Here is an 18,846-nt window from a genome sequence, read left to right as displayed (position 1 = left end):
AATGTGGGGTTAAATCATGAGATCAGGCCTTCAGCGTTACATTCACCGTTCCATCGGGCTGTTTTGCCACCACCAGCGCATCAAGGCGTGTCAGTGCGAAGTCCACTTCATCGAGCCGGGGCGCATCCTGCGGCACATTCACCGCAATGACGTGGCAACCTGCCGCAAGGCCGGAAAGCACGCCTGCCGCTGCATCCTCAACCACGACGCACTCTTCCGCAGGCAACCCTAACAGCTTCGCCCCCAGCAGATAGGCGTCCGGCTCGGGTTTACCGCGCTTCACCTGTTCGGCAGTGACGAACACTTTCGGCGTGGGCAGCCCGGTGGCGCCGTGGCGCGCATGGGCAACCGGTACAGAGCCAGACGTCACAATGGCCCACGGAATACCGGCGGCATCGAGATGGTTTAACAGTTCAATTGCGCCAGGCAAAGGGGTAATACCGTCGGTGTCCGCCGCTTCAATCTCCTCCAGGCGAGTAAACTCGGCCGCGATCTCCGCTTCCGATCTGCCTGCCATAAAGTGCCGCAGCGAGGTAATGGCCTGTTTGCCGTGGATGAAATTCAGCACATCATCGTGTGCGATGCCAAATCTGTCAGCCCAGCTGCACCATGCCCGCTCCACGGCGGGCAAAGAGTTCACCAGCGTGCCGTCCAAATCAAACAGAAATCCTTTGCACTGCACACACACCTCCTCAGGCGTTAATGATCTGATTAATTTCGTTGCTGCTCAGATGGTACTGGCGCGGGCATGAGTGCCAGACGCTCAGCATGCGTTGATATTTATCCCACATCGGGGTTTGCGCGTTGAAGCCGTGAGTGCCGGCGTCGAAATGGGTATAACGGCCTTCAATATTGACCATAAAGCGTACATAACCGAGGTAACGCGCTTCCGTAGCGGCGTCAAAACCGAGGAAAGTGACGCGGCGCTCATCAATGGCGGCGGTGTCTTTGAGGTTGGCCCAGGAGACATGCAGCGCGTGGTACATCTCCATAATATCGATAACAATGCGACAGGTTTCTTCTTTCAGCTCGCCGAATTCACGATCCAGCTCACGCATTTGCAGGCCATATCCGCGCTCAATGATGGTTTGCAAACGACGATAACGTTCCGCATTGGCCGGATCCATCATGGTCATCATTTTATACTGATTGGATAAGATCAGACGTTGGGCATTGGTCATTTCCATCTTTCGACTCCTGTGGCACATCGGCGTATTAAAAAAGATGTATTGAGTTTACATGCTGAAAACGATGGCTTTCTTGATTTGCCGGGGGTGTTGCATGGAACAAAATGAAAAATAAAAAAAGAAGACATACCGATAATGCCTTCTTTTATATATTGGCTGGCGACGAAATTACAAATCATCCAGAAAGGTTTTATCCAGTTGTTTAAACGCGCGCTTAAGCGTGTCAGCTAACGCCTGATAATCGGGTTTGCCTTCTACAGGCGCCAGCGCCTGCCCTGCTTCCTGAAGTTTTCCGCGCACTTCATAAAACCAGTGCAGTATGGAGGGCGGCAGCGGCGTGACAGAGCGTTTACCCAGCCACCACAGTCCCTGCATCGGCAGGCTCAGCGCAAATACCGCAGTAGCGACAGCCGGGCCAAGCTGACCGCCCAACGCAAGTTGCCAGCAGAGGGTAAACACCGCCAGCGGCGGCATAAAACGGATGGCGTAACGCGTCGCACGAATGACGCGATTCTCAACAAATACCGGAGCGAGGCGCTTTTCCATTGGCCAGGTCTTCGCATAATGCTGGCCCCGACGGAACAAACTAAAAAAACTGGCGGGGCGATTCTCTGAAGTGGACATGGCGTTACCTCAACTTCACATATAAAAATTAAAAAATTTGTGCAAAACAACAACTACAAATGACAACGTTAAAATTTTTTGTCAATCGCATCAGGTATCAGGTATCCTGTGCCTGCCTTACCAGGGTCATTAGACGAATAACTAAAATTCGTCAAATTTAAGCTCATTATGCCACTGCCTGAAATTTGCGCAAAATAGCTTAAAATTTTATGTATTCTTCCATCATGCCAGAAAGTATTCGCGGCATGATGTTAATCATAAATGTCAGCGTCAACCTGCGCTACGCTGTGCGACTCACTGACGTTTTTTAGCCACGTATCATAAATAGGTACTTCCATGTCGAGTAAGTTAGTACTGGTTCTGAACTGCGGTAGCTCCTCACTGAAATTCGCAATCATCGATGCAGCAAATGGTGACGAGTACCTTTCTGGTTTAGCCGAATGTTTCCATCTTCCTGAAGCACGCATCAAATGGAAAATTGACGGCGGTAAACAAGAAGCGGCTTTAGGTGCAGGTGCCGCTCACAGCGAAGCGCTGAACTTTATCGTTAACACTATTCTGGCACAAAAACCAGAACTGTCTGCACAGCTGACCGCAATTGGTCACCGCATCGTGCACGGTGGCGAAAAATACACCAGCTCCGTCGTTATCGATGAATCTGTTATCCAGGGTATCAAAGATGCAGCCTCTTTTGCACCGCTGCACAACCCGGCACATTTGATCGGTATCGCTGAAGCGCTGAAATCTTTCCCGAATCTGAAAGACAAAAACGTTGCCGTGTTTGACACCGCGTTCCACACCACCATGCCGGAAGAGTCTTACCTCTATGCCCTGCCGTACAAACTGTACAAAGAGCACGGCGTTCGTCGTTACGGCGCACACGGCACCAGCCACTTCTATGTGACTCAGGAAGCGGCAAAAGTCCTGAACAAACCGGTAGAAGAGCTGAACATCATCACCTGCCATCTGGGCAACGGTGGTTCTGTTTCTGCTATCCGCAACGGCAAATGCGTGGATACCTCCATGGGTCTGACCCCGCTGGAAGGTCTGGTGATGGGTACCCGTTCTGGCGACATCGACCCGGCTATCATTTTCCACCTGCATGACACCCTGGGCATGAGCGTTGAAGCTATCAACAAAATGCTGACCAAAGAGTCCGGACTGCTGGGCCTGACTGAAGTCACCAGCGACTGCCGTTATGTAGAAGACAACTACAAAGATAAAGAAGACGCGAAACGCGCCATGGACGTGTACTGCCACCGTCTGGCGAAATACATCGGCTCTTACACTGCGCTGATGGAAGGTCGTCTGGACGCGGTTGTCTTCACCGGCGGCATCGGTGAAAACGCAGCAATGGTGCGCGAACTGTCCCTCGGCAAACTGGGCGTTCTGGGCTTCGACGTTGACCACGAGCGCAACCTGGCTGCCCGTTTCGGTAAGTCTGGCTTTATCAACAAAGAAGGCACCCGCCCGGCTGTCGTTATCCCGACAAACGAAGAGCTGGTCATCGCGCAAGACGCGAGCCGCCTGACTGCCTGATTACACACACCGCCAGCCAACGCTGGCGGTGCTGTTTTGTAACCCGTCAACCATGACGGTAACGAAAGAGGATTAACCGTGTCCCGTATTATTATGCTGATCCCTACCGGAACCAGCGTCGGTCTGACCAGCGTCAGCCTTGGCGTGATCCGTGCTATGGAACGCAAAGGCGTTCGTCTGAGCGTCTTTAAACCGATCGCACAGCCGCGCGCTGGCGGCGACGCTCCGGACCAGACCACCACTATCGTGCGTGCAAACTCTGGCCTGCCAGCGGCTGAACCACTGAAAATGAGCCACGTTGAATCGCTGCTCTCCAGCAACCAGAAAGACGTGCTGATGGAAGAGATCATCGCGCGCTACCACGAAAGCAGCAAAGATGCGGAAGTGGTGCTGGTTGAAGGCCTGGTGCCGACCCGTAAACACCAGTTCGCTCAGTCGCTGAACTTTGAAATCGCGAAAACGCTGAACGCCGAAATCGTGTTCGTCATGTCTCAGGGCACCGACACACAGGAACAGCTGAAGGAGCGTATCGAACTGACTCGCAACAGCTTCGGCGGCGCGAAAAACACCAACATCACCGGCGTTATCGTTAACAAACTGAACGCCCCGGTTGATGAACAGGGTCGTACCCGCCCGGACCTGTCTGAAATTTTCGACGACTCGTCCAAAGCGAAAGTGGTGCGCATCGATCCGGCTAAACTGCAGGAATCCAGCCCGCTGCCAGTACTGGGCGCGGTACCGTGGAGCTTCGATCTGATCGCCACCCGTGCGATCGACATGGCACGCCACCTGAACGCCACCATCGTTAACGAAGGCGACATCAAAACCCGCCGCGTGAAATCCGTTACCTTCTGTGCGCGCAGCATTCCGCACATGCTGGAACATTTCCGTCCGGGTTCCCTGCTGGTAACCTCCGCTGATCGTCCGGACGTGCTGGTTGCTGCCTGCCTGGCGGCAATGAACGGCGTGGAAATCGGCGCCCTGCTGCTGACCGGCGGCTACGAAATGGACGCCAGCGTCCGCAAACTGTGTGAACGTGCTTTCGCCACCGGCCTGCCGGTCTTTATGGTGAACACCAACACCTGGCAGACCTCCCTGAGCCTGCAGAGCTTCAACCTGGAAGTCCCGGTTGATGACAACGAGCGTATCGAAAACGTTCAGGAATACGTGGCCAGCTACATCAACGCACAGTGGATCGACTCCCTGACCGCCACTTCCGAGCGCAGCCGTCGTCTCTCTCCGCCAGCCTTCCGTTACCAGCTCACCGAGCTGGCACGCAAAGCAGGCAAACGCGTTGTGCTGCCTGAAGGCGACGAGCCGCGTACCGTTAAAGCCGCTGCTATCTGTGCGGAACGCGGTATCGCGACCTGTATCCTGCTGGGTAACCCGGACGAAATTAACCGCGTTGCCGCCGCGCAAGGCGTTGAACTGGGTACGGGCATCGAAATCGTCGATCCGGATGTGGTGCGTGAAAGCTATGTTGCCCGTCTGGTTGAGCTGCGTAAGAGCAAGGGCATGACCGAAGCCGTTGCCCGCGAACAGCTGGAAGACAACGTGGTGCTCGGTACGCTGATGCTGGAGCAGGATGAAGTTGACGGTCTGGTTTCCGGTGCGGTTCACACCACCGCGAACACCATTCGTCCGCCGTTGCAGTTGATCAAAACCGCACCGGGCAGTTCACTGGTTTCCTCCGTGTTCTTTATGCTGCTGCCGGAACAGGTTTATGTTTACGGTGACTGCGCAATCAACCCGGATCCGACCGCTGAACAGCTGGCGGAAATCGCCATTCAGTCTGCGGATTCCGCTATCGCGTTTGGCATCGAACCACGCGTGGCCATGCTCTCCTACTCCACCGGTAACTCCGGCGCAGGTAGCGATGTAGAGAAAGTGCGTGAAGCGACTCGCCTGGCGCAGGAAAAACGTCCTGACCTGGTTATCGACGGTCCGCTGCAGTACGACGCCGCCGTCATGGCTGACGTGGCAAAATCCAAAGCGCCGAACTCTCCGGTTGCCGGTCGCGCTACCGTGTTCATCTTCCCGGATCTGAACACCGGTAACACCACCTATAAAGCGGTACAGCGTTCTGCCGACCTGATCTCCATCGGGCCGATGCTGCAGGGTATGCGCAAACCGGTTAACGACCTGTCCCGTGGCGCGCTGGTTGACGATATCGTCTACACCATCGCACTGACCGCGATTCAGGCATCGCAGCAGTAATCTTTCTGCTCTGCGACAAAAAGGCGACCCGCGGGTCGCCTTTTTTATTTACAACAGCTCCCGCGCGGCCGACACAATGTCGTGCGCCGTTAAGCCATACTCTTTTTGCAGGAAATCCTGCGTTCCCACCTGGCCGTAGCGCTCCTTCACGCCGACACGTCGCATCGGCACCGGGCAGGTTTCCACCAGCACTTCCGCCACTGCCGATCCCAGCCCGTTATGGATGCTGTGGTTTTCACAGGTAACGATGCGCCCGGTTTTCTCAGCGTAATTCTTCACTAACATGCGATCGATGGGTTTCAGGGTAAACATGTCGATCACCGCCGCGCTCACACCTTCCTGTTCAAGTTGCTGCGCCGCTGCCAGCGCTTCCGCCACCATGATGCCGTTGGCAATCAGCGTAATGTCCTGACCTTCACGCAGTACGTTCCCTTTACCGATGGTAAACTGCGAACCGGGCTGATACACCGTCGGCGCCTGTTTGCGGATGGTACGCACCCAGTAAAAACCGTCAAGATCCGCAAGCTGGCGGAGAATGTCCGCAAACATCACCGCATCGGTCACTTCCAGCACCACCGAATGCGCCAGTCCGCGCACAATCCCCATATCTTCAAATGACATGTGCGTACCGCCGTTATGGCAGGCAGTGACCCCGGCATCAGAAGCAATCACTTTCACGTTATTACGCTGGTAATCAAGGGACATAAAGAGCTGATCAAAACAGCGACGACTGGCGAACGCGGTAAAGGTATGCACAAACGGTTTACGCCCGGTCAACGCCAGTCCTGCCGCCGTACCAATGACGTTCGCTTCCATGATCCCGCAGTTAATCACCTGCTGTGGGTATTTTTTGTGCACGCCATCCATTGCCATCGAGCTCATCAAATCCGCTTCCAGCGCGATCACATCACTGCCTGACTCAATCTGTTCGCTGATAAAGCCGGCATAGACCTTGCGCATTTCAATGCTGTCTTTTCCGCCTACAGGGGCAACCTTAATCATGCGCGGCCTCCAGTTGTTCAATGGTTTCATTCAGCGCCTGTTTCATCTCATCGGTCAGACGCAAATGGTGTGAGTTGCTAAGGTTTTCGAGGTACGGCACGCCCTGCCCTTTAACACTGTCCAGAATGACCAGACGCGGACGGGCATCGGCTGGCGGCACCGGTTTCACCACCTCCAGCAACCCGGCAATGTCATCCCCTTTGACGGTGCAGACATCAAAACCAAAGGCGCGGAATTTCCCCTCCAGATCGAAAGCGCAGATGATCTCATCCAGCTCACCATCCAGTTGCTGCTTGTTCCAGTCGACAAAGACCGTCAGGTTATTGAGCTTATGATGGGCAATAAACTGAAACGCCTCCCAGCACTGCCCCTCGTTCAGTTCCCCGTCGCCAACGATACAAAACACCCGGTTCGGCCTGCCCGCCAGTTTATGCCCCAGCGCCATCCCCCCCGCGATGGAAATCCCCTGCCCCAGCGAACCGGTCGTAGCGTCCACGCCGCGCGTCTTCAGGCGATCCGGATGGCTTGGCAAACGCGTCCCGTTGATATTCAGCGTCAGTAACTCTTCCTGCGGAAAGTAGCCTTTCAGCGCCAGCGTGCTGTACAGCGCCGGGCCGGCATGCCCTTTCGACAACACAAAGTAGTCGCGCTGCGGCCAGTCCGGATCGGCAGGATCAATACGCATCACCTCGCCATACAGCACCGCCAGCGTCTCCACCACTGACATACTGCCGCCGTAGTGACCAAAACCTAAATGCGTCAGCGATTTCAGGGTTGCCACGCGGATATCCCGTGCAAACTGCTTCACTTCGTTAAACGTGCTCATGATTTCGCTCCGGAGTTTTCTTCTGCGCCATTGCCGCGCGCTTTGCCCTTCGACATGACGTTCCAGATGACCAGCGCGACAAACAGCGCCACCACGACGCCGGTAATCGCCATTGGCGACAGATAACGCGCCAGGTTGCCCAGCACAATGCCAACAAAACCGAAGTCCGCATCAGAGAAGGTGGTATTGGCAAAGCCCAGTGCGCCAAGAACGGGTAGCAACAGCACTGGCAGGAAGGTGATCAATAAACCGTTGGCAAACGCGCCGAGCATCGCCCCGCGACGGCCTCCGGTAGCGTTACCAAACACGCCTGCGGTCGCCCCCGTAAAGAAGTGCGGCACCACACCAGGCAGGATCAACACCAGCTTCATCTGCCCGAGCAGGAACAACCCAACCAGCCCGCCAAGGAAACTGAACAGGAAACCCACCAGCACGGCGTTTGGCGCATACGGGTAAACAACCGGGCAATCCAGCGCCGGACGGGCGTTCGGCACCAGTTTTTCGGAAAAGCCAGTAAATGCCGGGACAATTTCAGCAAGGATCAAGCGCACACCTTGCAGGATAATGAACACACCTGCGGCAAAAGTGATGGCCTGGATAATGGCGTAGACCAGGAAGTTCTGCCCGGCGCTCAGTTGGCTTTCGACATACTCGCGGCCCGCGCAGACTGCGAGGATCATGTAGATAATGATCATCGTCAGCGAGATTGAGATGGAGCTGTCGCGCAGGAAGCTGAGGTTTTTCGGCAGGTTCATCTCTTCGGTTGAGCGCGAGCCTTTGCCGCATTTACTGCCGATCCAGCCAGAAAGCACATAGCCCAATGTGCCAAAGTGACCAAAAGCGATATCGTCATTGCCGGTGATGCGCTTCATATAGCGCTGGGCAATGGCCGGGAAAAAGGCCATCACCAGCCCGAGGATCAGCGAACCGGTAAACACCAGACCGATACCCTCGAACCCGGCCACGGTCAGGATGACGCCAATCATACAGGCCATGTAAAAGGTATGGTGCCCGGTGAGGAAAATGTATTTCAGGCGTGTAAAGCGGGCGACGACAATATTCGCCACCATACCAAACGCCATAATTAATGCAGTTGAAGCACCGTATTTCTCCAGTGCAATAGAGACGATGGCCTCGTTATTAGGAATAATGCCCTGAATATTAAACGCATGTTCAAACATGCCACCCAGTGGATTAAGGGAACCGACTAATACCGTTGCACCACCGCCCAGTACAATAAAGCCCAGAATGGTTTTTACCGTACCTTTAACAACATCAGAGAATGACTTTTTCTGCGCCACCAGACCGATCAAGGCAATTAACCCGACCAGTACCGAGGGTACTTTTAATATATCAACAACAAAATTCAGCGTTTCAAGGATAAACATATCCACCTCGCTTAATACACACCGCATCCGCACTGTGTACAGTTGATGTTAACGGTTGGCGAAGAAAGCACTCACTTTCGCTTCCAGTTCGTTGATATCAATGATGTTATTGATAACGATAAGTTGATTTTCCGGTACACTGGCGCTGGCGGCGATATCTTTCGCCATCACGAACACATCGGCAGCGCCGGGTGTGGCGGACGACAAATCGGAATGTTCAACTTCGGCCTCAATATTCAGCTTTTTAAGGACTTTTTTAATGTTCATTTCGACCATGAAACTACTGCCAAGTCCGGATCCGCAAATTGCCATTATTTTCATTGTGGTTACCTGTTTTTTGGGTAGAGTACGACCGCATCACCCGTTGCCGGGTAATGAGTAAAATCCTGGTAAGAAAAAAATCAGTAGCGTTGAATTATATTTTTAATCTCCTCAAGACAGGTTGCGCGATGTAATTGCTCCATATCGTCATCGCTGGAAAATAACTCCGCCAGCGCGGCGATCATTTCGATATGGCTGTGTTTATCCGGCGCCGCCAGCATGATAATGGTATCCACCGGATCAAAATCCTCTGCGCCAAATGCCACCCCCTGACGCAGTTTTAATAACGATAAACCTAACCCCTCCGCCCCCTCTTCCGGCCGCGCATGGGGCATCGCCAGCCCTGGAGCCAGCACATAGTACGGCCCGAGTTTATGATGCTGCGCCACAATGGCGGTCACGTAGTCTGGCGTGATAATGCCCGCAGTCAGTAACGGTCTGGCGCAGATCTCCAGCGCCTGCGGCCAGTTTTCCACACTGTCGAGCAGTTGAACCGTCTTCTCGTTCAGCCATTGGTTTAACACGTCACGCTCCTTCTCAGAGAAAAGATGAGCAAACTTTATGCAAGTCATCGCCCCTTAGCTGTGATGATAGTCGCAAAGATAGCGCTACCAAGGCGCAGTTGCGAAAAATGTGATAGCGCTATCAGATCTGAAAACGCTGGCTATTTCTCAGCAAAACTCAGGATTTCCGGCGTATACTGCGTTACAGACGAACGATAAAAAAGTGCCTGAATAGGTTGGGATCAGCAGGAAATAGCATGTCAATTACCCGAAAACGGCGGAGTACCGGAAAAGTGACCCTCGCCGATGTCGCGCAACTTGCCGGCGTCGGTACCATGACCGTCTCGCGGGCAATACGCACCCCCGAACAGGTATCAGATAAGCTTCGCGAGAAGATAGAAGCCGCCGTGCAGGAGCTGGGTTATATGCCCAATCTGGCGGCCAGTGCACTGGCGTCGGCGTCGTCCTGGACCATCGCCATGGTGGTGCCAAGCCTCGCGGAATCCGGCTGCTCGGAAATGTTCGCCGGACTACAGCAGGTATTACAACCCGCAGGCTACCAAATCATGCTGGCAGAGTCGCAGCATCGGCTGGAGCAGGAAGAGAAACTGCTGGAAACACTGCTGGCCTCCAACCTTGCGGCAGCGATCCTGCTTAGCGTCGAGCACAGCGATATGGTGCGCCACTGGCTGAAAAACGCCTCGATTCCGGTGATGGAAATTGGCGCAGTGCGCGCCGACCCGATTGATATGAATATCGGCATCGATAACGTGGCGGCCATGTATGAGCTAACACAGATGCTGATCCAGCGCGGCTACCAGAATATCGGCCTGCTGTGCGCCAATCAGGAGCAGTGGATCTTCCAGCAGCATTTACAGGGCTGGTACAAAGCAATGCTGCGTCACCATATGTCGCCGAACCGGGTCATTAACGCCGCCGCCGCGCCGGTATTTTCTACCGGTGCCGCGCAATTACCGGAATTTTTACTGGCCTGGCCGGAGCTGGATGCGCTGGTCTGCGTGTCGGATGAACTGGCCTGCGGCGCGTTATACGAATGTCAGCGCAGGCGGATTAAGGTGCCGGATGATTTAGCGATTGTCGGTTTTGGCGACAGCGATGTCAGCCGGGTATGTCAGCCGCCGCTGACCACCATCTCGGTGCCGCACCGCAAAATTGGTATCGAAGCCGGGCGCGCACTGCTGGCGCGCCTGAATGACGAAAAGTGGGAGAACAAAACGCCCATCGCACCGACGTTTTGCCTGCGGGATAGCTGCTAGCTACTCCGCTTCCTGCACGTTTTCCACGTCGTTGCTGGCATTGCGGCTCATCCACAGCGCCAGGGCTTTTAGCGAGTCATCGGTGAACTCATCGCAGCGGGCGGTGATCTCTTCCGGTGTCATCCACCAGACTTCACTCACCTCTTCTTCCTGCAGGGCAAACGGCCCGTGGGAAACGCAACTGAACAGCCCGCCCCACACCCGGCAATGTTGATCTTCAAAATAGAACTGACCGTGTTCGGCAAACGGCACACCGGCAATGCCTAACTCTTCTTCCGCTTCACGGCGCGCGGAGTCCAGCAGGTTTTCCCCCGCCTGCACCACGCCTCCGGCGGTGGCATCCAGCATACCGGGCATAAAATCTTTGATTTCGGTACGGCGCTGCACCAGAACTTTGCCCATCCCATCATGCACCACAATGTAGGTTGCGCGGTGACGCAGACACTGTGCACGCATTTGCTGCCGACTGGCTTGCGCAATCACCTCATTGTCTTCGTTGACAATATCCACCCACTCCATGCCTGCAAAATGACTCTGTTCCACCATCGGGAAATCTTCTCTTTGTGGCGCTCTGTTGGCGCGTTTCGGTTGAAAGGTAACTTACGGATTAATCGACACCTGTGCAATAACCCGCTGATCATTAAGTGCGATAACGCTTAGCACATTCTCATCCAGCATGCCGTAGCTGGGGGCAAATCCCCCCTTCGGGATACTCACCGAACCGGGGTTGAAATGGACGATCGCCCCGCGTTTTTCCGCCACCGGAATGTGCGTGTGACCGTACGCCAGCACATCACCCGCTTCCAGCGGCGGTACATCATCCGGGCCAAACAGATGACCGTGGGTCAGAAATACGCGCCGCTCCGGCAACAGCAGTTGCTGCCAGGGGGCCGTTATCGGGAAGTGCAACAGCATCTGATCCACTTCACTGTCGCAGTTGCCGCGCACGGCGATAATCCGGCTGGCCTGCTCGTTGAGCCGCTCCGCTACCTGCGCAGGGGCGTAGCCTTCCGGCAGCACATTGCGCGGTCCGTGATTGAGCACATCACCGAGGATAACCAGCCAGCGGGCCTCACTTTGTGCAAACAACGCCAGTATGCGTTCCGTCGCGGGCAACGACCCGTGAATATCCGATGCAAACATCAGCTTCATCACTGCACCTCTCTGAAAAAAACCGCTTTATGATAGCGGAAGCGGCGTCGTATATCAGCCCGCTCGCTTAGCGGAAAGTGCAACATAGCGCTGGATGGACGAGCGCTGCCACTGAAACGCAGCATATTCCGCCAGTAACGGGGGAACATCATCGCCGTTCATCACCAGTCGGTTGAGCATCGCCGACAGGTCGGCATCGGCAATACACCATTCACCAAACAGATTCGGTTTACCGTGCGCCAGCAGCTCCCCGGCAATGGCATACAGTTTTGCCGCACTCCGCTGCCCGGCTGCGCTTAACGGCCCCTTTTTCTCCCCGGCGAACATAATGGTGGTCGGACGCTCTTCACGTACCGGCAGCAGATCGCTGCGGATCCAGGCCTGGATTTGTCGCGCGCGAGCGCGGTTTTGCAGATCGTGAGGGTAAATACGCTCCCATTCGGGCGGCGCAAAACGCTCTTCCAGATATTCCGCAATCGCGGAGGATTCGCTGAGCGTAAATCCCTCTATCTCCAGTAATGGCACCCGCTGAGTCAACGGGTAACCCGGCCAGTCCGGCGTATGTTGTACACCAGTATTGATATCAATGGCTTTGACGGTGAAGGGCAACCCTTTTTCATGCAGTGCAACCCAGGCTGACATCACATACGGGGAGAAGAAATTTGCATCAGACCACAGGGTCATTGCCGGTTCGCTCATAACGTCCTCGTTTAACGGTGAAATTTTCCATCAAAATATAACGTCCTGTGTGAGCTGTCACTTAATGAAAACTCGCCCACCAGAGGTAACACCTATACTCAGGAGGTGATGCACATTCCCATAACAGGAGTCTTGATGATAGACCTCTATTTTGCTCCCACGCCGAATGGTCATAAAATCACACTGTTTCTTGAAGAGGCAGGCGTTGAATACCGACTGATCCGCGTGGATATCAGCAAAGGCGAACAGTTTCGCCCCGACTTTCTGATTATCTCCCCGAACAATAAAATCCCGGCGATTGTCGATCATCACCCTGCTGATGGCGGCTCGCCCGTTAGCGTGTTCGAGTCGGGCGCCATTTTGCTCTATCTGGCGGAAAAAACAGGGCAACTGCTCAGTCGCCATCTGCGCGAACGTACCCTTGCGATACAGTGGCTGTTCTGGCAGGTTGGCGGGTTTGGCCCCATGCTTGGACAGAACCACCACTTTAATCACTTTGCGCCGCAGCCTGTGCCCTATGCCATTGAGCGCTACCAGGTGGAAACTCAGCGGTTGTACCAGGTGTTGAATAAGCGACTGGAACGCGTCCCGTGGCTGGCGGGCGATGATTACAGCATTGCCGATGTCGCCGCATGGCCGTGGGTCAGATCGCATCAACGCCAGCGCATCGATCTGGAGAATTTCCCGGCGGTGTTCAACTGGTTTGAGCGGATACGCACGCGTCCGGCCACCGAGCGGGCGATGCAGAAAGCGCAGTCGGTGTGAAGTAACCTGTTCTCATGACTGAAAAAAATCATTCAGGATGTGCTCAGCATCGCATGCGAATATCACCGAGTCACTTATGCTGAACAGGACGAAGGATACACCCGGGAGGGGAACATGAAGATACTGATTACCGGCGGTACGGGCCTGATTGGTCGTCATTTGATCCCTCGCCTGCTCGAGTTGGGGCACAGCGTCACGGTGGTCACCCGCAATCCCGCCAAAGCACAACAGCTACTGGATGCACGCGTCAGTTTGTGGAAGGGGTTGAGCGAACAGACACACCTTAATGACATCGACGCGGTGATCAATCTGGCAGGTGAACCCATTGCCGACAAGCGCTGGAATGAACAGCAGAAACAGCGGCTATGCAACAGCCGCTGGGAGATCACCCAGCAACTGGTCGACCTGATTCACGCCAGTGATAACCCGCCGCAGGTACTGATTTCCGGGTCAGCTGCTGGCTACTACGGCGATCTCGGTGAAGTGGTGGTCACTGAAGAAGAACCGCCGCATAACGAATTCACCCATAAGTTGTGCGCGCGCTGGGAGCACATCGCCAGTAGCGCACAGAGCGACCGCACCCGCGTGTGCCTGCTGCGTACCGGGGTGGTGTTAGCGCCAAAAGGCGGCATCCTTGGGAAACTGTTACCGCTGTTTCGCCTCGGTCTGGGCGGTCCTATCGGCAATGGTCGTCAATATATGGCGTGGATCCACATTGACGATATGCTGAACGGCATTCTCTGGTTGCTGGATAACGATCTGCGCGGACCGTTCAATATGGTTTCCCCCTACCCGGTGCGCAACGAGCAGTTTGCTCATACGCTCGGTCATGTATTGCAACGCCCGGCGATCATGCGCGCCCCCGCGTTTGCGGTGCGCCTGATGATGGGTGAATCCTCCGTGCTGGTACTTGGCGGGCAGCGCGCTCTGCCCAAACGCCTCGAAGCCGCAGGCTTTGCCTTCCGCTGGTACGATCTGGAAGAAGCGCTGGGGGATGTGGTGACCCCCTAATTTTCGTGGCATCCCTCGTGCTCTTCCGGTGCTAAGCTTAAGCGCTTTGTCACCGGAAGGGCGATTTAATGACGTTGCAGACCCCCCGCTTTACGCTTACCCCGTTTCAGGAATCCGACTGGCTGTTCTTTCTGCGTTTACGCCGGGATGACCGCATTATGCGCTATATGGCCGAAGTCGCCTCCGAAGGGCAGATCCGCACGTTATTTGATAATCGCCTGCTGGATGACAACGCCTTTGTGATCCGCGATGTGCAGCATACCGCTGTCGGCGATATCGGCCTGCGCCCCAGCGTGCATAATCCACAGGAAGCGGATGTGGGTTATTCCATCATGCCCACAGCGCAGGGCCGCGGTGTGGCGTCAGAAGCGCTGCAAGCACTGTGCGAGTTCGCCTTCGATAAACGCAATGTGCAGGCGCTGAATGCCTGGGTGCTGGCAGAGAATCAGGGGTCCGTGCGGGTACTGGAAAAGAGCGGTTTTCAGCGGGTGCAGGTGCTGGAAAAAGCCTATCTGCTGAAGGGCGAATATTACGACGACTGGGTGTACCGGCGGGAAAAAGGCGCGCAGGCGCGTTAACTACCCGGCAACGTTTTACCCTCCCCTTTCATCACTGGAAATGACATTGTTTACCTCGACCAAAACGCGGCTCATCCTGGCTGGAGTACTCGCCCTGCTGTGGTTGTTCTGGCTGATTTTCGCCAGTCGACTCAGCCATAAAGCCTACCTGCAAGCCGATGCGCCAGACACCGGCGTCATGATGGCGATCGCCGCACTGGCTGGCCTGCTCGTTGCCTGGCGTCTCGCTAAAAAAGGGTGGCGGTTCAAATCGCTGTTGCTGACGTTCTCAGGGGTATTCCTGTTTATCGCATTAACCTTGTGGCATGCGCCGGAAGCCTGGGTGCGTGCCACCGCCAGCGAGCGCGTGCAAAGCGAAGTGACGTTCAGCATCGGGCATCCCGGCCCGCCGGTGACGCGCAGTCAACACTGCGAAGCCGGTCTGCGTTTTTATGATGCATGGTTACAACGCCCGGTAGAACTCTGCACCCGTGACGATATCGTGCCACCCGGCGCGCGCACCGTACAACTGGAAAAGCGCGTCACCGCCAGGGGGGCAGTATTTACCCACTATCGCTTTATTTCTGCTTCCGGCATCCCACAGGGATGGTGGCCCGTCACACCTCCATCACGGGCCAGATAACGCCTCATCCGGCGCGTTGCTGGTCGTGGAAGGCGCAGCGGTGACGGCGCGTAAAAAAAAGACCGCCGGCGGCGGTCTTGCATGTTATTTCAATGAGCCTTTGAGGAACTGCTGCAACCGCGGGCTTTTCGGGTTGGTAAACACCTCATCCGGCGCGCCTTCCTCTTCGATTTTGCCCTGATGCAGGAAGATAACGTGGGTGGAAACATGGCGTGCAAACCCCATTTCGTGGGTCACCACCACCATCGTTTTCCCCTCTTCCGCCAGCTGTTGCATAATGCGCAACACTTCGCCCACCAGCTCCGGATCCAGCGCTGAAGTCGGTTCGTCAAACAGCAGGACTTCCGGTTCCATCGCCAGTGCGCGGGCAATGGATACACGCTGCTGCTGGCCGCCGGAGAGATGCACCGGGTATTTTTGCTGCTGCATCTCGTCGATGCCAACCTTCGCCAGGTATTTCACCGCACGTTCGCGGGCTTCCTGCTTGCTTAAGCCCAGCACCTGGATCGGCGCTTCCATCACGTTCTCCAGCACCGTCATATGGCTCCACAAGTTAAAGTGCTGGAATACCATGGTCAGGCGGGTACGCAACAGGCGCAACTGGTGCTTATCGGCCACTTTCAGTTGACCGTCTTTGTCACGCACCAGGTTGATATTCTGCCCGTTGACGACGATCGATCCTTCGCTCGGTTTTTCGAGGAAGTTAATGCAGCGTAAAAACGTACTCTTGCCGGAGCCGGAAGAGCCAATAATGCTGATCACATCACCCGCATTGGCCTGCAATGACACGCCTTTCAGCACTTCATGCTCGCCGTAGCGCTTGTGTAAATCGATAACGTTTAATTTATTCTCAGACATCGTGTTCTCAGTGCGTCGAAGAAGGTTTCATATGCTGCAACCAGCGCTTTTCCGCTTTGCGGAATAAGCTAATCAGCACATAAGAGATAATCAGATACAGCACCGCCGCAATGCCAAAGGCCGTGAACGGCTGGTAAGTGGCGGAGTTAATATCCCGGGCGATTTTCAGCAGGTCCGGCACGGTGGCGGTGAACGCCAGCGCCGTGGAGTGCAGCATCAAAATCACCTCATTACTGTAGGCGGGCAGCGCAATACGCAGCGCCGACGGCAGAATAATGCTGCGGTACATTTTGAACGACGAGAAACCATAGGCCCGCGCCGCTTCAATTTCACCGTGCGGCACCGAACGGATCGCCCCGGCGAAAATCTCGGTGGTATAGGCGCAGGTGTTCAGCGTCAGCGCCAGTACCGTACAGTTGAGACCGCTACGGAAAAACGCGTTCAGCAGTTCGGTGCCTTTCACCACTTCCAGCGTGTACATCCCGGAATAGAACACCAGCAACTGGACATAGAGCGGCGTCCCGCGAAAAACGTAGGTAAATAACCAGATAGGGAAACGGATGAATTTATTGCTGGAGACGCGCCCGATAGCAAGAAAAACCGCCATTACGCCGCCCATCGCCACCGATGAAATCAGCAACCACAGGGTGATGGCCACACCGGTCAGGCGGTAGCCATCGCTCCATAACAGGGATTGCCAGTACTCCTGAATAATCTCGATCACAGGTCAGCCCTCTTCACACCCACGGAGTAGCGACGTTCGAGAAGAAGCAGCACACCATTGGAAACCGTTGTAAAAACGAGGTAAATCACACCGCAGACAATGGCGAAATAGAACGGCTCCCAGGTGCTTTTCCCGGCGAGCTGGGTGGCTTTCACCACATCTTCCAGTCCCAGCAGGGAGACCAGCGCCGTGGCTTTGAGGATCACCTGCCAGTTGTTGCCAATGCCCGGCAACGCATAACGCATCATCGCCGGAAACAAAATACGGCGAAACGTTTGTCGCCCGGTAAAACCAAAGGCAGTCGCCGCTTCAATGTGCCCTTTCGGCACCGCCATATAGGCACCGCGAAAGGTTTCGGTGAAGTAAGCGCCGTAGATAAAACCGAGGGTGATAATCCCTGCCACCATCGGGTCGATATCCAGTTGCTCCAGCCCCATGGCATCGGTGATGCCGTTAAGGGCGATTTGCAGACCATAAAAGATCAGCAGCATCAGCACCAGATCAGGCACGCCGCGGATAAGCGTCGTGTAGCCTTCAAAGATTAATGCCAGCGCCCGGTTTTTCGAAAGCTTCGCTCCCGCCCCGGCCAGGCCAATCAGTACCGCCAGCACCACGGAACTGAGCGCCAGTTCCAGTGTGACCAGCGCACCGTGTAATATCACTTGTGAAAACCCGTACAGCATGCAGCCAGTCCTGTCGTGTGTGGTGTTTGCCGTGTCTTTTCCCCTCCCGCAGCGGGAGGGGCCGCACGTTAAGCACGGGTGGGATTAGCCACCGTAAACATCAAAATCAAAATACTTTTTCGCGAGTTTTTCGTAAGTACCGTCGGCGCGCATTTCAGCAAACGCTTTGTTCAGCGCTTCACGCAGTTCGTTTTCATCTTTGCGCAGCCCCATGCCGGTACCGACGCCAAACAGCTTCTCGTCTTTAATGGACGGGCCGCCGAATTTATACGCTTTGCCCTGCGGCGTTTTCAGAAAACCTTCACTGGCGGCCACTTCGTCCTGGAACGCCGCATCAATACGGCCTGCGGTCAGGTCAGAGTAGATATTGTCCTGCCCCTGATAGGAGACAATTTCGACACCTTTCGGCGCCCAGTTCACGTTGCCATAGGTTTCCTGCGTGGTGCCCTGCAATACGCCAATGCGTTTGCCTTTCAGCTTATCCAGCTCCGGCTGAACGTCGGAATCTTTGGCGACCACCAGGCGTGAATCCGCCGCATAAAGCTTGTCGGTAAAGGCGATTTCCTGTTGGCGCTTTTCCGTAATGGAGAGCGACGACATGATGACGTCGATTTTTTTCGCTTTCAGCGACGGGATCAGCGCATCCAGCGGGTTTTCGATAAACGTACACTGCGTTTTAATGCGTTTGCACAGTTCTTTCGCCAGATCGATATCAAAACCCACTAATTCGCCCTGCGCATTTTTCGATTCAAACGGCGCATAAGTCGGATCGGTACCGATACGTAATTTTTGTGGGATAGCGGCGAACACAGTAGAAACGCTGGAAACAGCGAGCACCAGAGAAAGAGATAACACCAGTTTTTTCATCAT

Annotated in this window: 22 protein-coding genes; 7 read left to right on the top strand and 15 right to left on the bottom strand. The window is 55.1% G+C overall.

Annotated elements, in window-relative coordinates; all coding sequences use genetic code 11:
- Window positions 1-22: 22 nt before the first annotated feature.
- The 3 genes from ACQ3G7_RS01640 to yfbV form a co-directional block, all read right to left on the bottom strand.
- Complete coding sequence (locus ACQ3G7_RS01640) at window positions 23-712, bottom strand: sugar phosphatase (RefSeq protein WP_430888886.1); 690 nt, start codon at window positions 710-712, stop codon at window positions 23-25.
- A complete protein-coding gene (locus ACQ3G7_RS01635) occupies window positions 693-1,187 on the bottom strand; it encodes a YfbU family protein (protein ID WP_263100022.1) in 495 nt (164 codons plus the stop codon). The genes ACQ3G7_RS01640 and ACQ3G7_RS01635 overlap by 20 nt, the downstream gene beginning before the upstream one ends.
- Window positions 1,188-1,355: 168 nt before the next feature.
- Window positions 1,356-1,811 (bottom strand): terminus macrodomain insulation protein YfbV, encoded by a 456-nt coding sequence (yfbV, locus tag ACQ3G7_RS01630; protein WP_061493916.1) that lies wholly within the window; start codon window positions 1,809-1,811, stop codon window positions 1,356-1,358.
- 336 nt (window positions 1,812-2,147) lie between these two features.
- Here yfbV and ackA point away from each other — a divergent pair, with 336 nt between their 5' ends.
- Both ackA and pta read left to right on the top strand, forming a co-directional pair.
- On the top strand, window positions 2,148-3,350 hold the full coding sequence (gene ackA, locus ACQ3G7_RS01625; protein ID WP_263100021.1) for an acetate kinase: 1,203 nt from the start codon (window positions 2,148-2,150) through the stop codon (window positions 3,348-3,350).
- A 78-nt stretch (window positions 3,351-3,428) separates the two neighbouring features.
- Window positions 3,429-5,567: a phosphate acetyltransferase gene (pta, locus tag ACQ3G7_RS01620; protein WP_430888608.1), complete on the top strand. Its 2,139-nt coding sequence runs from the start codon at window positions 3,429-3,431 to the stop codon at window positions 5,565-5,567.
- Between the two features lie 48 nt (window positions 5,568-5,615).
- Here the strand turns inward: pta and ACQ3G7_RS01615 are convergent, their stop codons facing one another.
- From ACQ3G7_RS01615 to ACQ3G7_RS01595, 5 genes are all read right to left on the bottom strand, one after another.
- Window positions 5,616-6,569, bottom strand: a complete 954-nt coding sequence (locus tag ACQ3G7_RS01615; RefSeq protein WP_430888607.1) for a transketolase family protein — start codon at window positions 6,567-6,569, stop codon at window positions 5,616-5,618.
- Window positions 6,562-7,395, bottom strand: coding sequence for a transketolase (locus ACQ3G7_RS01610; RefSeq protein WP_430888606.1), 834 nt, complete (start codon window positions 7,393-7,395; stop codon window positions 6,562-6,564). The genes ACQ3G7_RS01615 and ACQ3G7_RS01610 overlap by 8 nt, the downstream gene beginning before the upstream one ends.
- Entirely contained in the window at window positions 7,392-8,783 is a 1,392-nt protein-coding gene (locus ACQ3G7_RS01605; RefSeq protein WP_430888605.1) for a PTS ascorbate transporter subunit IIC, read from the bottom strand. Before ACQ3G7_RS01605 ends, ACQ3G7_RS01610 begins: the two co-directional genes overlap by 4 nt.
- A gap of 48 nt (window positions 8,784-8,831) precedes the next feature.
- On the bottom strand, window positions 8,832-9,104 hold the full coding sequence (locus tag ACQ3G7_RS01600; RefSeq protein WP_263100016.1) for a PTS sugar transporter subunit IIB: 273 nt from the start codon (window positions 9,102-9,104) through the stop codon (window positions 8,832-8,834).
- 80 nt (window positions 9,105-9,184) lie between these two features.
- Window positions 9,185-9,628 (bottom strand): PTS sugar transporter subunit IIA, encoded by a 444-nt coding sequence (locus tag ACQ3G7_RS01595; protein ID WP_430888604.1) that lies wholly within the window; start codon window positions 9,626-9,628, stop codon window positions 9,185-9,187.
- Between the two features lie 236 nt (window positions 9,629-9,864).
- Between ACQ3G7_RS01595 and ACQ3G7_RS01590 the strand changes: the two genes are divergently transcribed.
- Complete coding sequence (locus tag ACQ3G7_RS01590; RefSeq protein ID WP_061493908.1) at window positions 9,865-10,884, top strand: LacI family DNA-binding transcriptional regulator; 1,020 nt, start codon at window positions 9,865-9,867, stop codon at window positions 10,882-10,884.
- On the opposite strand, the gene yfcD is transcribed toward ACQ3G7_RS01590, so the two are convergent.
- The 3 genes from yfcD to yfcF are packed head-to-tail and all read right to left on the bottom strand — an operon-like array spanning window position 10,885 to window position 12,735.
- A complete protein-coding gene (yfcD, locus tag ACQ3G7_RS01585; protein WP_263100014.1) occupies window positions 10,885-11,430 on the bottom strand; it encodes an NUDIX hydrolase YfcD in 546 nt (181 codons plus the stop codon).
- Window positions 11,431-11,484: 54 nt separating this feature from the next.
- On the bottom strand, window positions 11,485-12,036 hold the full coding sequence (gene yfcE, locus ACQ3G7_RS01580) for a phosphodiesterase (protein WP_430888603.1): 552 nt from the start codon (window positions 12,034-12,036) through the stop codon (window positions 11,485-11,487).
- 54 nt (window positions 12,037-12,090) lie between these two features.
- Window positions 12,091-12,735, bottom strand: coding sequence for a glutathione transferase (gene yfcF / locus ACQ3G7_RS01575; RefSeq protein WP_430888602.1), 645 nt, complete (start codon window positions 12,733-12,735; stop codon window positions 12,091-12,093).
- Window positions 12,736-12,870: 135 nt separating this feature from the next.
- Between yfcF and yfcG the strand changes: the two genes are divergently transcribed.
- The 4 genes from yfcG (at window position 12,871) to ACQ3G7_RS01555 (ending at window position 15,711) form a co-directional block, all read left to right on the top strand.
- Window positions 12,871-13,500: a GSH-dependent disulfide bond oxidoreductase gene (gene yfcG / locus ACQ3G7_RS01570; RefSeq protein WP_263100011.1), complete on the top strand. Its 630-nt coding sequence runs from the start codon at window positions 12,871-12,873 to the stop codon at window positions 13,498-13,500.
- 114 nt (window positions 13,501-13,614) lie between these two features.
- Entirely contained in the window at window positions 13,615-14,511 is an 897-nt protein-coding gene (locus ACQ3G7_RS01565) for a TIGR01777 family oxidoreductase (RefSeq protein ID WP_430888601.1), read from the top strand.
- Between the two features lie 68 nt (window positions 14,512-14,579).
- Complete coding sequence (locus tag ACQ3G7_RS01560) at window positions 14,580-15,089, top strand: GNAT family N-acetyltransferase (protein ID WP_430888600.1); 510 nt, start codon at window positions 14,580-14,582, stop codon at window positions 15,087-15,089.
- A gap of 40 nt (window positions 15,090-15,129) precedes the next feature.
- Window positions 15,130-15,711, top strand: coding sequence for a hypothetical protein (locus tag ACQ3G7_RS01555; RefSeq protein WP_430888599.1), 582 nt, complete (start codon window positions 15,130-15,132; stop codon window positions 15,709-15,711).
- Between the two features lie 84 nt (window positions 15,712-15,795).
- Here the strand turns inward: ACQ3G7_RS01555 and hisP are convergent, their stop codons facing one another.
- From hisP to hisJ, 4 genes are all read right to left on the bottom strand, one after another.
- Window positions 15,796-16,569, bottom strand: a complete 774-nt coding sequence (gene hisP / locus ACQ3G7_RS01550; protein WP_263100007.1) for a histidine ABC transporter ATP-binding protein HisP — start codon at window positions 16,567-16,569, stop codon at window positions 15,796-15,798.
- Window positions 16,570-16,576: 7 nt separating this feature from the next.
- Window positions 16,577-17,293 carry an ABC transporter permease gene (locus tag ACQ3G7_RS01545; protein ID WP_430888598.1) on the bottom strand — a complete coding sequence of 239 codons (717 nt, stop codon included), beginning with the start codon at window positions 17,291-17,293 and terminating at the stop codon, window positions 16,577-16,579.
- The gene (locus ACQ3G7_RS01540; protein ID WP_430888597.1) at window positions 17,290-17,976 is read right to left on the bottom strand and encodes a histidine ABC transporter permease HisQ; all 687 of its coding nucleotides are present in this window, start codon (window positions 17,974-17,976) and stop codon (window positions 17,290-17,292) included. The genes ACQ3G7_RS01545 and ACQ3G7_RS01540 overlap by 4 nt, the downstream gene beginning before the upstream one ends.
- An 84-nt stretch (window positions 17,977-18,060) precedes the next feature.
- Window positions 18,061-18,843: a histidine ABC transporter substrate-binding protein HisJ gene (gene hisJ, locus ACQ3G7_RS01535; RefSeq protein WP_263100859.1), complete on the bottom strand. Its 783-nt coding sequence runs from the start codon at window positions 18,841-18,843 to the stop codon at window positions 18,061-18,063.
- Window positions 18,844-18,846: the final 3 nt, after the last annotated feature.

The organism is Kosakonia sp. N21, assembly GCF_050587465.1.
In the GTDB taxonomy this organism is placed as follows: domain Bacteria; phylum Pseudomonadota; class Gammaproteobacteria; order Enterobacterales; family Enterobacteriaceae.
Note: the sequence above shows the minus strand (reverse complement) of the source record. Positions and strands in the feature narration are given on the sequence as shown.

What these genes read in the sequence shown, in the direction of transcription:
- ACQ3G7_RS01635 (WP_263100022.1), bottom strand. Translation starts at nt 1,187, where the DNA reads ATGGAAATGACCAATGCCCAACGTCTGATCTTATCCAATCAGTATAAA.
- yfbV (WP_061493916.1), bottom strand. Translation starts at nt 1,811, where the DNA reads ATGTCCACTTCAGAGAATCGCCCCGCCAGTTTTTTTAGTTTGTTCCGT.
- ackA (WP_263100021.1), top strand. Translation starts at nt 2,148, where the DNA reads ATGTCGAGTAAGTTAGTACTGGTTCTGAACTGCGGTAGCTCCTCACTG.
- ACQ3G7_RS01615 (WP_430888607.1), bottom strand. Translation starts at nt 6,569, where the DNA reads ATGATTAAGGTTGCCCCTGTAGGCGGAAAAGACAGCATTGAAATGCGC.
- ACQ3G7_RS01610 (WP_430888606.1), bottom strand. Translation starts at nt 7,395, where the DNA reads ATGAGCACGTTTAACGAAGTGAAGCAGTTTGCACGGGATATCCGCGTG.
- ACQ3G7_RS01605 (WP_430888605.1), bottom strand. Translation starts at nt 8,783, where the DNA reads ATGTTTATCCTTGAAACGCTGAATTTTGTTGTTGATATATTAAAAGTA.
- ACQ3G7_RS01600 (WP_263100016.1), bottom strand. Translation starts at nt 9,104, where the DNA reads ATGAAAATAATGGCAATTTGCGGATCCGGACTTGGCAGTAGTTTCATG.
- ACQ3G7_RS01590 (WP_061493908.1), top strand. Translation starts at nt 9,865, where the DNA reads ATGTCAATTACCCGAAAACGGCGGAGTACCGGAAAAGTGACCCTCGCC.
- yfcD (WP_263100014.1), bottom strand. Translation starts at nt 11,430, where the DNA reads ATGGTGGAACAGAGTCATTTTGCAGGCATGGAGTGGGTGGATATTGTC.
- yfcE (WP_430888603.1), bottom strand. Translation starts at nt 12,036, where the DNA reads ATGAAGCTGATGTTTGCATCGGATATTCACGGGTCGTTGCCCGCGACG.
- yfcF (WP_430888602.1), bottom strand. Translation starts at nt 12,735, where the DNA reads ATGAGCGAACCGGCAATGACCCTGTGGTCTGATGCAAATTTCTTCTCC.
- yfcG (WP_263100011.1), top strand. Translation starts at nt 12,871, where the DNA reads ATGATAGACCTCTATTTTGCTCCCACGCCGAATGGTCATAAAATCACA.
- ACQ3G7_RS01565 (WP_430888601.1), top strand. Translation starts at nt 13,615, where the DNA reads ATGAAGATACTGATTACCGGCGGTACGGGCCTGATTGGTCGTCATTTG.
- ACQ3G7_RS01560 (WP_430888600.1), top strand. Translation starts at nt 14,580, where the DNA reads ATGACGTTGCAGACCCCCCGCTTTACGCTTACCCCGTTTCAGGAATCC.
- ACQ3G7_RS01555 (WP_430888599.1), top strand. Translation starts at nt 15,130, where the DNA reads ATGACATTGTTTACCTCGACCAAAACGCGGCTCATCCTGGCTGGAGTA.
- hisP (WP_263100007.1), bottom strand. Translation starts at nt 16,569, where the DNA reads ATGTCTGAGAATAAATTAAACGTTATCGATTTACACAAGCGCTACGGC.
- ACQ3G7_RS01540 (WP_430888597.1), bottom strand. Translation starts at nt 17,976, where the DNA reads ATGCTGTACGGGTTTTCACAAGTGATATTACACGGTGCGCTGGTCACA.
- hisJ (WP_263100859.1), bottom strand. Translation starts at nt 18,843, where the DNA reads ATGAAAAAACTGGTGTTATCTCTTTCTCTGGTGCTCGCTGTTTCCAGC.